General features: G+C 47.1%; 14 protein-coding genes. 9 read left to right on the top strand and 5 right to left on the bottom strand.

Annotated elements, in window-relative coordinates; genetic code table 11:
* Nucleotides 1-48: 48 nt before the first annotated feature.
* From CHH53_RS01025 to CHH53_RS01010, 4 genes are all read right to left on the bottom strand, one after another.
* Nucleotides 49-477, bottom strand: a complete 429-nt coding sequence (locus tag CHH53_RS01025; protein WP_095214261.1) for a VOC family protein — start codon at nt 475-477, stop codon at nt 49-51.
* Nucleotides 478-600: 123 nt separating this feature from the next.
* Nucleotides 601-1,365: an NAD-dependent epimerase/dehydratase family protein gene (locus CHH53_RS01020; RefSeq protein ID WP_095214260.1), complete on the bottom strand. Its 765-nt coding sequence runs from the start codon at nt 1,363-1,365 to the stop codon at nt 601-603.
* A gap of 3 nt (nt 1,366-1,368) precedes the next feature.
* Nucleotides 1,369-1,824 (bottom strand): methylated-DNA--[protein]-cysteine S-methyltransferase, encoded by a 456-nt coding sequence (locus CHH53_RS01015; RefSeq protein WP_095214259.1) that lies wholly within the window; start codon nt 1,822-1,824, stop codon nt 1,369-1,371.
* Nucleotides 1,825-1,876: 52 nt separating this feature from the next.
* Nucleotides 1,877-3,496: an ABC-F family ATP-binding cassette domain-containing protein gene (locus CHH53_RS01010; RefSeq protein ID WP_095214321.1), complete on the bottom strand. Its 1,620-nt coding sequence runs from the start codon at nt 3,494-3,496 to the stop codon at nt 1,877-1,879.
* Between the two features lie 218 nt (nt 3,497-3,714).
* Between CHH53_RS01010 and CHH53_RS01005 the strand changes: the two genes are divergently transcribed.
* Nucleotides 3,715-5,895: a DNA topoisomerase III gene (locus tag CHH53_RS01005; RefSeq protein WP_095214258.1), complete on the top strand. Its 2,181-nt coding sequence runs from the start codon at nt 3,715-3,717 to the stop codon at nt 5,893-5,895.
* A 42-nt stretch (nt 5,896-5,937) separates the two neighbouring features.
* On the opposite strand, the gene CHH53_RS01000 is transcribed toward CHH53_RS01005, so the two are convergent.
* Complete coding sequence (locus CHH53_RS01000) at nt 5,938-6,588, bottom strand: LysE family translocator (RefSeq protein WP_158221444.1); 651 nt, start codon at nt 6,586-6,588, stop codon at nt 5,938-5,940.
* Nucleotides 6,589-6,715: 127 nt separating this feature from the next.
* Here CHH53_RS01000 and CHH53_RS00995 point away from each other — a divergent pair, with 127 nt between their 5' ends.
* The 8 genes from CHH53_RS00995 (at nt 6,716) to CHH53_RS00970 (ending at nt 12,345) form a co-directional block, all read left to right on the top strand.
* Complete coding sequence (locus tag CHH53_RS00995; protein ID WP_095214256.1) at nt 6,716-7,048, top strand: NUDIX hydrolase; 333 nt, start codon at nt 6,716-6,718, stop codon at nt 7,046-7,048.
* 104 nt (nt 7,049-7,152) lie between these two features.
* Nucleotides 7,153-8,394 carry a CYP152 family fatty-acid peroxygenase CypC gene (gene cypC, locus CHH53_RS00990; protein WP_095214255.1) on the top strand — a complete coding sequence of 414 codons (1,242 nt, stop codon included), beginning with the start codon at nt 7,153-7,155 and terminating at the stop codon, nt 8,392-8,394.
* A gap of 40 nt (nt 8,395-8,434) precedes the next feature.
* Entirely contained in the window at nt 8,435-8,575 is a 141-nt protein-coding gene (locus tag CHH53_RS17225; protein ID WP_158221443.1) for an HXXEE domain-containing protein, read from the top strand.
* 161 nt (nt 8,576-8,736) lie between these two features.
* Complete coding sequence (locus CHH53_RS00985) at nt 8,737-9,993, top strand: alcohol acetyltransferase (RefSeq protein ID WP_095214254.1); 1,257 nt, start codon at nt 8,737-8,739, stop codon at nt 9,991-9,993.
* Nucleotides 9,993-10,706, top strand: a complete 714-nt coding sequence (locus CHH53_RS00980) for a DUF6320 domain-containing protein (protein ID WP_095214253.1) — start codon at nt 9,993-9,995, stop codon at nt 10,704-10,706. The genes CHH53_RS00985 and CHH53_RS00980 overlap by 1 nt, the downstream gene beginning before the upstream one ends.
* A gap of 514 nt (nt 10,707-11,220) precedes the next feature.
* Nucleotides 11,221-11,523: a lmo0954 family membrane protein gene (locus CHH53_RS00975; RefSeq protein ID WP_095214252.1), complete on the top strand. Its 303-nt coding sequence runs from the start codon at nt 11,221-11,223 to the stop codon at nt 11,521-11,523.
* Between the two features lie 17 nt (nt 11,524-11,540).
* Nucleotides 11,541-11,702 (top strand): hypothetical protein, encoded by a 162-nt coding sequence (locus CHH53_RS17220; protein ID WP_158221442.1) that lies wholly within the window; start codon nt 11,541-11,543, stop codon nt 11,700-11,702.
* A gap of 19 nt (nt 11,703-11,721) precedes the next feature.
* Nucleotides 11,722-12,345: a PspA/IM30 family protein gene (locus tag CHH53_RS00970; RefSeq protein WP_095214251.1), complete on the top strand. Its 624-nt coding sequence runs from the start codon at nt 11,722-11,724 to the stop codon at nt 12,343-12,345.
* Nucleotides 12,346-12,380 lie beyond the last annotated feature (35 nt).

Here is a 12,380-nt window from a genome sequence, read left to right as displayed (position 1 = left end):
GATAACAAAAGGCTGCCGAGACTTTCTTGGCAGCCTTTCGACTCATTATCAATGATTTTCAGCGACAGTGGATACTTGCCATGTAACGCCGAATTTATCTTTTACCTGGCCGTATAATGGGCTCCAAAATGTTTGCTGCAGTTCCATGATTACCTGGCCGCCGACGGAAAGCTTATCAAACACATCCCTTGCTTTTTCCGGTGTGCTGATGGAAACGGCGATCCCCACTTGATCACCCAGCTCAAACGGCTGTCCTGGAAATGTATCGGAAAGCATCAGGTCATTGCTTCCTATTTTTAAATGCGCATGCAAAACACGGTCCTTGGCTTCGGCAGGTATGGGATGATTCGGGTCTTCCGGCATATCACCGAAGGTTTGGATGCTCAATACTTGCGCATCCAATGCATCCTCATATAATTCGACTGCTTCTTGTCCATTGCCATTTGTGACGATATAAGAATTGATGCCCTGTACCATTTTCAACATCCTATCTGTAGTTATTTCAATCCTGTAAGATATTCGCTGTCAATGGCGGGATTCCTGTCCGCAAGCAGCAAAAAACCATCCATCAAGTCGTTGAAATTGATGGATGGTTTCGAATTATCTTCCGAAGTTCGTAAACACACCGCCGACGTAATCGGTCACATTTTCCGGTTTGACGTTTTCTATTTCGTCCCGGTAATCGTCTGGATCATCTTCGGGTTGATAACCGATTTTGGCTGCATCGCGATTGTCAAAATAATCATTATGCAGGGAAGAGACACCATAATGGACAGCTGTACCAATCCGATCTGCCTCCAGGCATCGGACGATCAGCTGATTCATATCCCTGACGCTTATCCATGTGTTCAGGTTGCGATGTTCAGCAGGCTTTTCCAAATAGCTGCCGATACGCAGGCTGGCAGTCTCGATGCCATGTTTTTGGTGATACATATTGGCCAGGTTCTCACCGAAGGCTTTGCTTGCGCCATAGTATGTATCAGGCAAATGAGGGGCATCCGGACCGATGGATTGATTGATAGGATGGAAGCCGACTGCATGATTGCTGCTGGCGAAAACGATCCTTTTCACTCCATGCTTTTTGGCTGCTTCATATATATGGTAGGTCCCATTGAAATTATTTCGGTTGATTTGCTCATATGTGCTTTCGGTTGCAATACCGCCGAGGTGGACGATTGCATCCGCGCCTTCAGCAAGTTTCTCCACTTCTTCCAATACCGCTAGATCCGCCTGCCGGAAGTCCCCGAATTCCTTCAGTTCTTCGTCCTGCTTGATATCCGTCAAAACCAATTCATAATCCTGATGGATAGCTTTCACCAGATTCTTCCCGATATGGCCGGCAGCTCCCGTTACAAGTACTTTCATTTCTCATCCGCTCCTTCGCTGTTCAAATTCCAACAGCCATTCTTTTCGCCAAGGTTCCCAGCGATATCCTGAGACAATACCGTTCTTACCGATGACTCGGTGACAAGGCACGACGATGGCATACGTATTGCGTCCGACAGCACTGGCAGCTGCCCGCACTGCCCGTCCATTTCCAGCTTGTTCTGCGATTGCACTGTAATAGCTTGATTCCCCATACGGAATCCGGTTGATTTGCTCCCACACTCGTTTCTGGAAAAGGCTTCCGTTCATGGCAAGCGGCAGCTGGAACTGTGTGAGCTCCCCGGAAAAATAGGCTTGCAGCTGGGACTTGGCCAGCTGCGTCAGGGAGTTTTCGTTAGCCGGAAGTTCCTCGGCAAAGAGGATACTGGTAATGAACTGCTCCGTTGCAGTGATCTGTACATTACCTAAAGGCGTCTCGACATTACTTATATAAGACATGGCGGCCTCCTAAAGAACAAGCTCCAAAGCAGGGGCCTTGGAGCTTGTTGGTTTAATTGTACATTGCTACGATTTCTTTTTGCAGCTTCGTATCGGAAACATATTCATCATACGTCATTTCTTTATCCACAATACCGTTCGGAGTGATCTCGATCAGACGATTCGCGATACTGTTCACAAACTGTTGGTCATGGGAAGTGAATAGGATGACACCTTTGAACTTGATCAACCCTTCATTCAGCGATTGGATGGATTCAAGATCCAAGTGGTTCGTCGGTTCATCCAGCACCAAGACATTGGCTTTGCTCAGCATCATCTTGGAAAGCATGCAGCGTACTTTTTCTCCTCCGGAAAGCACACTTGCCTCTTTCAGCGCATCTTCTCCGCTGAACAGCATGCGGCCAAGGAAACCGCGCAAGAATGTTTCTGTCTGATCCTCAGGGGAATATTGGCGAAGCCAGTCAACCAAAGTGAGGTTCACACCATCAAAATACTCGGAGTTATCTTTCGGGAAGTACGATTGGGAAGTCGTGATGCCCCATTTATACTCGCCAGCATCAGCTTCCATTTCACCCATGATGATTTTCAGCAGTGTCGTTTTTGCGATTTCATCACGTCCGACCAGGGCCACCTTGTCTTCGCGGCCGATTGTAAAGCTGACATTATCCAGTACTTTGACACCGTCGATCGTTTTCGTGATGCCTTTTACCGTCAGTACATCATTGCCGATTTCGCGCTCTTGCTGGAATCCTACATACGGATAGCGGCGGGAAGAGGGTTTGATATCTTCCAATGTGATGTTTTCAAGCATCTTCTTACGTGATGTCGCTTGCTTCGATTTGGAAGCATTGGCACTGAAACGCGCGATGAAGGATTGCAGTTCTTTGATTTTCTCTTCTTTTTTCTTGTTTTCATCCTGCGCCATTTGCGTTGCCAGCTTGCTGGATTCGTACCAGAAATCATAGTTTCCGACATAAAGCTGGATCTTGCCGAAGTCGACATCCGCAATATGGGTGCAAATCTTATTTAGGAAGTGACGGTCGTGGGATACGACGATGACTGTATTCTCGAAATTGATCAAGAATTCCTCCAGCCATTGGATGGCCTGCAAATCAAGTCCGTTCGTCGGCTCATCCAGCAGAAGGACATCCGGGTTGCCGAACAAAGCTTGTGCCAAGAGCACTTTCACTTTCTCCGCACCAGTCAGTTCCGCCATCTTTTTGTCATGCAAGCTTTCCGGGATACCCAGTCCTTTCAAAAGGACAGCCGCATCGGATTCTGCTTCCCAGCCGTTCAGCTCTGCGAATTCACCTTCAAGCTCGGCAGCACGCATGCCATCTTCCTCGGAGAAGTCAGCCTTTGCATAAAGGGCATCTTTTTCCTCGATGATCTTGAACAGGCGCTCATGCCCCATCATGACGGTCTGCAGGACTTCATGCTCTTCATAACCAAAGTGGTTCTGTTTCAGGAAGGCAAGACGCTCTCCGTCGCCGATTGCCACATTGCCTGTTTGCGGCTCGACTTCACCGGAAAGTACCTTCAAGAAAGTGGATTTTCCGGCACCATTCGCACCAATGACCCCATAGCAGTTCCCTGGGGTGAATTTTATATTAACTTCTTCAAATAGCTTCTTATCGCCATATTGCAATCCTACATTATTTACCGTTATCATGTATTCTTTTTCCTCCATGATCAAAAATGTCACGCATGCCTTAAGCTTACGGGATTTATAGGTGTAAGTCAATGTTCTGAATTTTGTATGACGCAGGCAGGAGGCAAGAGCCGGCTTATCAAAATGAATCCTGTCAGGGTACTGTCCCATGCCCGGCGCTCCCGAAAAAAGCTGCCATGTGCTACACTATAGGAAGTGATTCGAGAAAGGATGTTTTCATGGGTAAAACGGTTGTACTGGCAGAGAAGCCATCTGTCGGCCGCGATATAGCTCGTGTTCTTGGATGTACGAAGAAAACGAATAGCTATATGGAAGGAAAAGACTATATTGTAACGTGGGCGCTTGGTCACTTGGTGACGCTGGCTGACCCGGAGACATATGACGATAAATATAAAACATGGAAGATAGAGGATCTGCCGATGCTGCCGGACAAGCTGAAGCTTGTCGTGATCAAGCAGACTGGCAGACAGTTCAGCACGGTCAAAACACAGCTGAACAGAAGCGATGTCAGCGAGATTGTCATTGCGACGGATGCCGGACGCGAGGGGGAGCTTGTGGCACGCTGGATCCTGGAAAAAGCACGTGTCAACAAGCCGGTGAAGCGGTTATGGATCTCCTCGGTGACGGATAAAGCGATCAAGGATGGATTCAAAAACCTGAAAAGCGGCAAGCAATTCGAGAATCTTTATAAATCGGCGGTAGCACGTGCAGAAGCAGACTGGTATGTCGGACTTAATGCGACACGGGCTCTGACAACGAAGTTCAATGCGCAGTTATCCAGCGGGCGCGTGCAGACGCCGACGCTGGCAATGATCCATCAGCGGGAAGAAGAGATCAAGAACTTCAAGCCGGAGACATTTTACGGTATCGAAGCCAAGACTCAAAAAGGGTTGCGCCTCATCTGGAAGGATCAGAAGCATAACAGTACACGCACGTTTTCCAAAGACAAGGCAGAACAGGTGCTGCGGAAGCTGGATCAGGTGAAGGGCACCGTGCAGGAAGTGGAGAAGAAGCTGAAGAAAAGCTATGCTCCGCAATTGTATGATTTAACGGAACTTCAGCGTGATGCCAACCGGCTGTTCGGTTTTGGCGGTAAGGAAACGCTCAATATCATGCAGCAGCTGTATGAGCGTCATAAACTTTTGACATATCCGCGGACTGATTCCCGTTATCTGTCCTCGGATATCGTCCCGACACTGAAAGATCGTGTAAAAGCCGCTGGCGTGGGAAGCTATGGCCGTTTGGCTACAAAAATCGCCAATGCACCGATCAAGGCGACGAAAGCATTTGTAGATGATAAAAAGGTATCCGATCACCATGCAATCATTCCGACGGATCAGAATGCATATGGTGCCGATCTTTCGGATAAGGAACGGAAGATCTATGACTTGGTCATCAAGCGTTTCTTTGCGGTGCTGTTCCCGCCATTTGAATATGAACAGACGACGTTGACTGTCGAAGCTGCGGGGGAAGTGTTTACCGCCAAAGGGAAAATCGTGAAGAAACAAGGCTGGAAGGAAGTCTATGCGAATCGTTTCGATGACGAGGAAGCTGATGATGACCAGACGCTGCCGAATGTCGAAAAAGGGGAGCAGTGGACGCTCGCATATCGGATGACAACGGGGGAAACAAAACCTCCGGAAAGATTCACGGAAGGTACCTTGCTGCATGCGATGGAAAATCCGGTCCGATTCATGGCCGGAGAGAACAAGGATCTTATCAAAACGATCGGCCGAACTGGCGGACTGGGCACAGTAGCGACACGCGCCGATATCATCGATAAGCTATTCAATACGTTCTATATCGAGAAGCAGGGCAAATACTTGAAGATCACATCCAAAGGGCGGCAGCTGCTGGAGCTCGTACCGGAAGAGCTGAAATCCCCTGCGCTGACAGCGGAATGGGAAATGAAGCTGGGTGCCATTGCCGAAGGGAAGCTGAACCAGAAGCAATATATCTCGGAAATGAAGCAGTATGCCAAAGAAGTCGTCACGCAAATCAAAAACAGTGAGCATAAGTACAAACACGATAATATAACTGGCACGCAATGCCCGGATTGCGGCAAGCTGATGCTGGAGGTCAATGGTAAACGCGGTCGTATGCTCGTCTGTCAGGATCGGGAATGCGGACATAAGAAGAATATCGCCAAAACGACGAATGCCCGCTGCCCTAACTGCCATAAACGTTTGGAGCTCCGCGGTGAAGGGGAAGGACAGATGTTCTTCTGTAAGTGCGGCCATCGTGAAAAGCTAAGTACATTCAACGAGCGCCGGAAAAAGGAAAAATCCAATAAAGCGAGCAAACGAGATGTACAGAAGTATCTGAAGAAGAACCAGCAGGATGATGGCTTCACCAATACTGCCTTGGCTGATGCATTGGCAAAATTCAAGAAACAATAAACGAAAGTAAAGACCTGCCGATTGGATATCGGCAGGTCTTTTTCAATGCATGCGGACTGGAGTCCCTTCTTGGAAGGCGAGTTTGCGAACGACCTCATCCCACACAATTTTCCCCCCATATAGGAGGAAGACAAAACCGAATACTGCATCCAAATATGCTTGGAATCCGAGGACGATCTTACGGATACGTTTCATGCCGATAAGGAGCAGTGCCCCGACGTACCAAGTGCTGTTGCCGAGCAAGAAACAAATGATCAGCAATAATGGATTGTGCAGCTGATCGGTACTGGCGAATTGCGGAAAAATACTGAGGAAGAACAGGCTGACCTTCGGATTCAGGAAATTGCTTAAAAATCCCATGCGAAAAGCATGTGTTTTCGTGATTGTAAATGTCGTGTTTTCCTGCTGTCGTTTCTGTCTGCGAACGAGATGGATAATCCTCTTGATTCCGAGATAAATCAGGTAACAGGCACCGAGAAGCCGGATGCCGGTGAACAGGAGGATGGATTGCTGCAGGATCATCGATAGACCAAGCAAGGCAAAACTGATATGTATAAGCAGACTGCAGCGGTTGCCGAGCAGTGTGATGAATCCGGATCTTTTGCCTTGTGCCAATGTGTTCCGTGTCATAAGCAGGAAATCAGGTCCTGGCGTTGCAGCCAAAGCAAATCCAAGCAGGATGATATCAAGCATAGGGAAAACCTCCTTTTCAAAGATTCTAACATTGTGGGGTGCGGAATGGCATGCACATAAAAAATCTCTATAACAGCAGGAAAGGGTCATTTTCTTATGGGAGGAATAAAGGAAGGAGGAGAGTGATATGCCGCCTAAACATATCGTTTATGCAGCGGCGATTGTGCGTAATGAAGCAGGACATATTCTTTTGATCAAAGGTCCGAGGAGGGGCTGGGAAATGCCTGGCGGGCAGGTGGAGGAGGGTGAATCCCTCGCCCAGGCAGCAGTCCGCGAAGTGAAGGAAGAAAGCGGCATTGAAATCGAAGTGACGAAGTTTTGCGGGATTTATCAAAATACCGGGAAAAGCATCTGCAATACATTATTCCTTGGCAGGCCGATCGGCGGTATTTGTACACCGTCTGAGAGAATCGAGAGCTGTCTGGATGAAGCCCAGCATCCCTTTTATGTAGCATTCTGATACATAGGAAGCACCTTGCTCAGGAAAAATAGGCAAGGTGCTGTTTCGTTTTCAGACGAAGATTGCAGGGAAAAGCCAAGTGAAACAGGGAAGGGTGACGTTATATGGCAATGCCGAAGGAAGAAGGTCTGGACCATACCCTGGCTTTCTTGAAGGAAGGGTATGAATTCATCCTGCATCGGAGGAAGAGCTTTCAGTCCGATGTATTCGAGACTACTTTGCTTGGAAAAAAGGCGATTTGTCTCGGCGGAAAAGAAGGAGCGGAGCTTTTCTATGATACAGATAAATTCATCCGAGCTGGTGCTGCTCCGAATCGCCTCGTCAAAACACTGTTCGGGGAAGGCGGCGTTCAGACACTGGATGGAGAGCAGCATAGAAATCGAAAAGAGATGTTCATGTCCATCATGACAAGAAACCAGCTTCAGAAATTGGATCAGCTTATCGAGAGGGAATGGGACCGGGCGAGTGAAAAATGGGATGAAGCAGACCAAATCAAATTATACGAAGCATCACACCATATACTGATGAAGGCAGCGTGTGGATGGGCAGGTGTACCGCTGGATGACGAAAAGAAAAGGACAGAACAAATGCGCCATTTATTCGAAGCGCCGGCTGCCCTTGGAGCTTCCCATTGGCAAGGGCGAGTCTCGCGTTCCGGTGCGGAAAAGTGGATCTCGGAGTTGGTGCAGCAAGTACGCAGCGGTGACTTGCACCCGATCCGGGAAGGCGCGCTCTATGTCTTTTCATGGCATCGGGATGCAGATGGCGAGCTTTTGCCTGCGGAGGTTGCGGCTGTTGAAGTGCTGAATATACTCCGGCCGATTGTCGCCATCAGTATTTACATTGTATTTGCCGCCCTTGCCCTGCATCAATTTCCGGAGGAAAAGAAACGCCTGGAACGAGGGGATGGCAGTATCCATCGTTTCGTACAAGAAGTCCGCCGTTTTTATCCCTTCTTCCCAGCGACGCTGGCCAAGGTGAAAAAGGATTTTGAATGGAATGGCTATCAGTTCAAAGAAGGCACGATGACATTACTGGATTTATACGGCAACAATCACGATCCGCATCTATGGGAACAGCCTGATTTATTCCGGCCGGAGCGATTTCTCGATTGGGATAAGAGCCCATTTGACTTCATCCCGCAAGGAGGCGGGGATTTCGGCATGGGACACCGCTGTGCCGGGGAGTGGGTGACGATCCAGGTAATGGAAGTGAGTGTGGATTTTCTTGTGAATAAGCTGAGGTATACGGTGCCGGAACAGGATTTGAGCTATAGCCATTCGTCCATGCCGAGCATGCCGAAGAGTCAGATGATACTGACAGATATTCGGAAAGTCAGCAGCTGATCCATGCATATTATGCGATAATGAAGAGGAGGGGATATGTATGGAAATCCTGCTTTTCCTTATCGCATTCACCGTACATAATATAGAGGAAGCTTTTTTCTTGCCTGAGTGGTCCGAGACAAGCAGATGTCGACGCACTGTGGAGCCTAAGGTCTTCCATTTTGCTGTGTTTCATGCCTGATCTTTTTACTTTTCGCCGCCGGGGAAAGAATCTTCAAGTTGTAGCTTCCAAGCATCGGCAATGATGCATTCATAAGGAGAGATATAGGGGGAATGCAGTATCCATGAGAGTATACTGCCTATACCAGAAAACTAGCATGAGAGAAGGAAGGGGATTTCCGCATGGAAACAGATTGGTATAAACTGGATAGCGCCGGCAAGCTATATGCTTCCACTGTTACATCCAGGGTTTCCACCGTCTTTCGTCTTTCGGCAAGTATGTATAAGTCGATAAACGCTGCATACCTTCAAGAAGCTCTGGAGGAAACACTGGAAGAGATTCCTTCTTTTAAAGTGGTCGTGAAAAGAGGCGTCTTTTGGTATTATTTCGAAAAAACAACGGCTATTCCCGTTGTTTCCGAAGAGCACTATTACCCTTGTTCCAATCTATTTTTCAGAGGACGCAACACATTTCCCTACAGGGTTCTTTACTATAATAAGAAAATCTCCTTAGAGCTTTCCCATATGCTGACTGACGGAACCGGCGGAAAGGAGTTCTTAAAGCTTCTCGTGAGGAACTATCTGAAAAGGGAAGGAATCAGTGTCCCGTCCCCGGGAAAAAAGCTAGGGGACTTTAATTTTGATAATGCATTCATCCAGCATTATGAAAAATCGGTTCCAAACTGGCAGGAGGCGCTGGATAAAGCCTATAAGATTCCTATCAGATTGGACAAGAGGGGAGTGTATCATGTTACAACCGGTAAGCTGAAAGTAGAGGTCTTGAAAGAGGTATCCAGAAAACATCAAACCAGCGTCACAACCTATTTGCTGGCATTATATACTGAGATTTTGATCGGCATTCAAGAACAAAATTCAAAAAAGAGGAAACAGCCCATCACAATGAACGTCCCTGTCAATCTGCGTAACTTCTTTGAAAGCAGCACACTGAAAAATTTCTTTGTAAGTGTTCCGATCACAATCGATCCCCGTCTCGGTACCTATAGCTTCGAGGATATTGTGGAAGCGATCAGTATCGAGCTGAAACGATATTTAAATGGTAAACAATTAAAGACGCTGATTGCCCGAAGTGTCAGGGGAGAACGGCATTTCCTGCTTCGGACGCTCCCTTTGTTTGTAAAGGACTGGATTTCCCCGCTGGTCCACGCCAGGTTTGGCGAAAACCTGTATACAAGTTCCATTTCCAATCTCGGGGTGATATCCCTTGAAAAAGAATTGGAAGAATATGTGCAGCGGTTTGATTTCTACCCCCCGCCAAGCATCGGCAACAAAATAAAAGCCGGCGTAATCAGCTACAAGGATGATATGTATATTACATTCGGAAATTTGTCGAACGATAGGATAGTGGAAAGGATGTTCTTCAGGAAATTAGTCGAAGAGGGCATCCAAATAAAAATTGAAACAAACAGGAGTGCATATTGATGGCTTACTGTCCTAAATGCGGGGTGAGTGTCGAGAAGGATCAGGTTCCTTGTCCGCTATGCTTTACCTATATACCAAAGGTCTTGAGCGATGAGGAATTGTTGGATACGAATGGCTTTCCGAAATATTACAGTTTGTATGAGAACCTGGTCAGTTTCTTTATCCGTATCATTTTCCGGGTTCTTTGTGTGTTGATGATATTGGGATTCCTGGTGCCTTCGTTGATAGACTTCCTATTGAATAAAGCCTTTACCTGGTCTTTATACAGCAATTTATCCATTTTGATGGGCTGGTGCTTCTTCTACGTTCTATTTGGCTATGTCAAAAGAACAAGAGATAAAATCATCGTTTTACTGATAACCATATGTGCTGGATTATTCGGATTTGACTTCATCCATGGATATACGGGCTGGTCTGTCGAGATAGCATTCCCGATATTGATCATAGCTTTGTTGCTGCTGTTGCTGAATATAGCAATTTATAAAAGAAATAGAAGCTGGTTCCGTCAAAGCGGATATATTATTTTTTCGCTTCTCATTCTGATCGTTGGAATCGATTTTGTCTTGAAAAGGTATTTGCATGCTGAAGATATCATCCTGCAATCTTCGAAAGACCTCCTTCCTTCTACTTTGCTGGGATCTGTTCTGCTGCTGATTTCCTATAGGATGCCGAAAAAATGGATGGAGAAATTAAAGCGTAAATTCCATATCTGATGTTTATCGTCCCAATGCAATAACAATGGAGAAGCTGAAGGAGGCTGGGACATAACTAATTTCCCAGTGCTTAAAACCGAGTCTTATTCTTGAGCGCTGCTTTCCACGGGCACGGCCTCAGCCTCCTCGTGGAAGGGTCCCCACTGCGGGGTCTTCAGCTCGCGCTGTTCCCGCAGGAGTCTCCGCGTTCTCCCTACACTGGGATAGATAACTATTCAAAAAACCGAACTTATGCAAATTTTCGTATGAAGATTTGCAGTATAGTTCGGTTTTTTATTTGGCTAAAACACTTTTGTCCCAGTCTCTTTTTGTTTGTCTTCATTGAATTGATATTCCCAAGAAAAGCCCTGCGTGGGATAAAGCGCCCACTCCGTGCTTTCTCACTTACCGCTCTGTTTCTAATCAGTCCCCTTCGCTTTTCGTAAGACCAAAGTCTTACTTAAGTTATGGCTGGGGGTCGTTATGGTGGAGGGGGAATGAAGGTAGACTAGGAGTATGAAAGGAGTGAGGCGTGATGAAGAAGGTTTTATTGATCATTGGCGCTGTCATTGCTGGGGCGGTGCTGCTGGCGAACCTTGGGTCGCTGCTTGTGCTGGCTGTCAGTGTGGCAATTGGTTATTACGGTTTGAGGAGATTCATCATGACCGATAGTGTCGGTGCCAAGATTGGCTGGGGCATTGTCATTGGGATTGGTGTTTGCATCTCCCTTTCCAATCTGCCGGCGTTGATCGGTTTGATTGCCCTGGCGGCGCTGTACTATATGTACAAAGCTTGGAAAAAAGAAAAGGAAGCAGAGAAGTTCGATTATACTCTTTAATTTAAAGGAGGAGCATAGTGGACGATTACTTGGAGCAGCGAGTACGTGTGCTGGAGCTGGAAGTGGAGGAGCTGAAGGAGAAGGCAAAGCCGGGTCGGGATAATACGTGGATATGGGCGTTTATTCCGATTCTGGCACTGTTGATTCCAGTACTGGCACTTGTCGGAGATATATTCTAATCAAAAAGGAGAGATACACATGGAAAACATTTTTACTCGAATCAAACAGGCGGTTGCAGCAGATTTTCACGAAATCTTGGATAAGAAGGAAGAAAAGAATCCAACGGTGCAGCTAAGCCAGTATATCCGTCAATGTGAGCAGCAGGCGAAGAAAATTCGCGAGTTGATCGAGAAGCAGTATCAGCTGAAGCATGATTTTACAAAAGAATATCATGCAGCACAGGCAATGGCGGATAAACGGGAGCGGCAGGCAAAGCTTGCGGCAGAGCAAGGGGAGGCTGAACTGGCCGAACAGGCACAAGAGGAGCGCGGACAATACCAAGAGCGTGCAGATAAGATCAAGGCAATGATGGAAAAAGCTGCTTCTGATCTGCAGGAGCTGGAGAAAAAATACGTCCAGATGAAGCATAAACTGAAGGATCTTTACGTGAAGAAAATGGAATTCGCGGAGCGGGAAAATGTCGCGAAAGCACACCGCGGGATGAATGAGATCCTCAAGCACAAGCCGGAGTTTGAATTCGCCTCCAACAAATTCAATGATCTGGAAGGATATATCGACCGGCTGGAGCGAAAGGTGGATGCGGATTATCGTAAGATGACACTGGATGCCAAACTGGCAGAGCTGGAAAGGAAATCTAGTTAAAATAAGCATGACGTGGTAATCTAGGAAGGACACAG

The organism is Terribacillus sp. 7520-G (assembly GCF_002271665.1).
Lineage (GTDB): Bacteria > Bacillota > Bacilli > Bacillales > Amphibacillaceae > Terribacillus.
The sequence above is the reverse complement of the archived record's forward strand: the minus strand, read 5'-3'. Positions and strand labels throughout refer to the sequence as shown.

What these genes read in the sequence shown, in the direction of transcription:
- CHH53_RS01025 (WP_095214261.1), bottom strand. Translation starts at nt 477, where the DNA reads ATGGTACAGGGCATCAATTCTTATATCGTCACAAATGGCAATGGACAA.
- CHH53_RS01020 (WP_095214260.1), bottom strand. Translation starts at nt 1,365, where the DNA reads ATGAAAGTACTTGTAACGGGAGCTGCCGGCCATATCGGGAAGAATCTG.
- CHH53_RS01015 (WP_095214259.1), bottom strand. Translation starts at nt 1,824, where the DNA reads ATGTCTTATATAAGTAATGTCGAGACGCCTTTAGGTAATGTACAGATC.
- CHH53_RS01010 (WP_095214321.1), bottom strand. Translation starts at nt 3,496, where the DNA reads ATGATAACGGTAAATAATGTAGGATTGCAATATGGCGATAAGAAGCTA.
- CHH53_RS01005 (WP_095214258.1), top strand. Translation starts at nt 3,715, where the DNA reads ATGGGTAAAACGGTTGTACTGGCAGAGAAGCCATCTGTCGGCCGCGAT.
- CHH53_RS01000 (WP_158221444.1), bottom strand. Translation starts at nt 6,588, where the DNA reads ATGCTTGATATCATCCTGCTTGGATTTGCTTTGGCTGCAACGCCAGGA.
- CHH53_RS00995 (WP_095214256.1), top strand. Translation starts at nt 6,716, where the DNA reads ATGCCGCCTAAACATATCGTTTATGCAGCGGCGATTGTGCGTAATGAA.
- cypC (WP_095214255.1), top strand. Translation starts at nt 7,153, where the DNA reads ATGGCAATGCCGAAGGAAGAAGGTCTGGACCATACCCTGGCTTTCTTG.
- CHH53_RS17225 (WP_158221443.1), top strand. Translation starts at nt 8,435, where the DNA reads ATGGAAATCCTGCTTTTCCTTATCGCATTCACCGTACATAATATAGAG.
- CHH53_RS00985 (WP_095214254.1), top strand. Translation starts at nt 8,737, where the DNA reads ATGGAAACAGATTGGTATAAACTGGATAGCGCCGGCAAGCTATATGCT.
- CHH53_RS00980 (WP_095214253.1), top strand. Translation starts at nt 9,993, where the DNA reads ATGGCTTACTGTCCTAAATGCGGGGTGAGTGTCGAGAAGGATCAGGTT.
- CHH53_RS00975 (WP_095214252.1), top strand. Translation starts at nt 11,221, where the DNA reads ATGAAGAAGGTTTTATTGATCATTGGCGCTGTCATTGCTGGGGCGGTG.
- CHH53_RS00970 (WP_095214251.1), top strand. Translation starts at nt 11,722, where the DNA reads ATGGAAAACATTTTTACTCGAATCAAACAGGCGGTTGCAGCAGATTTT.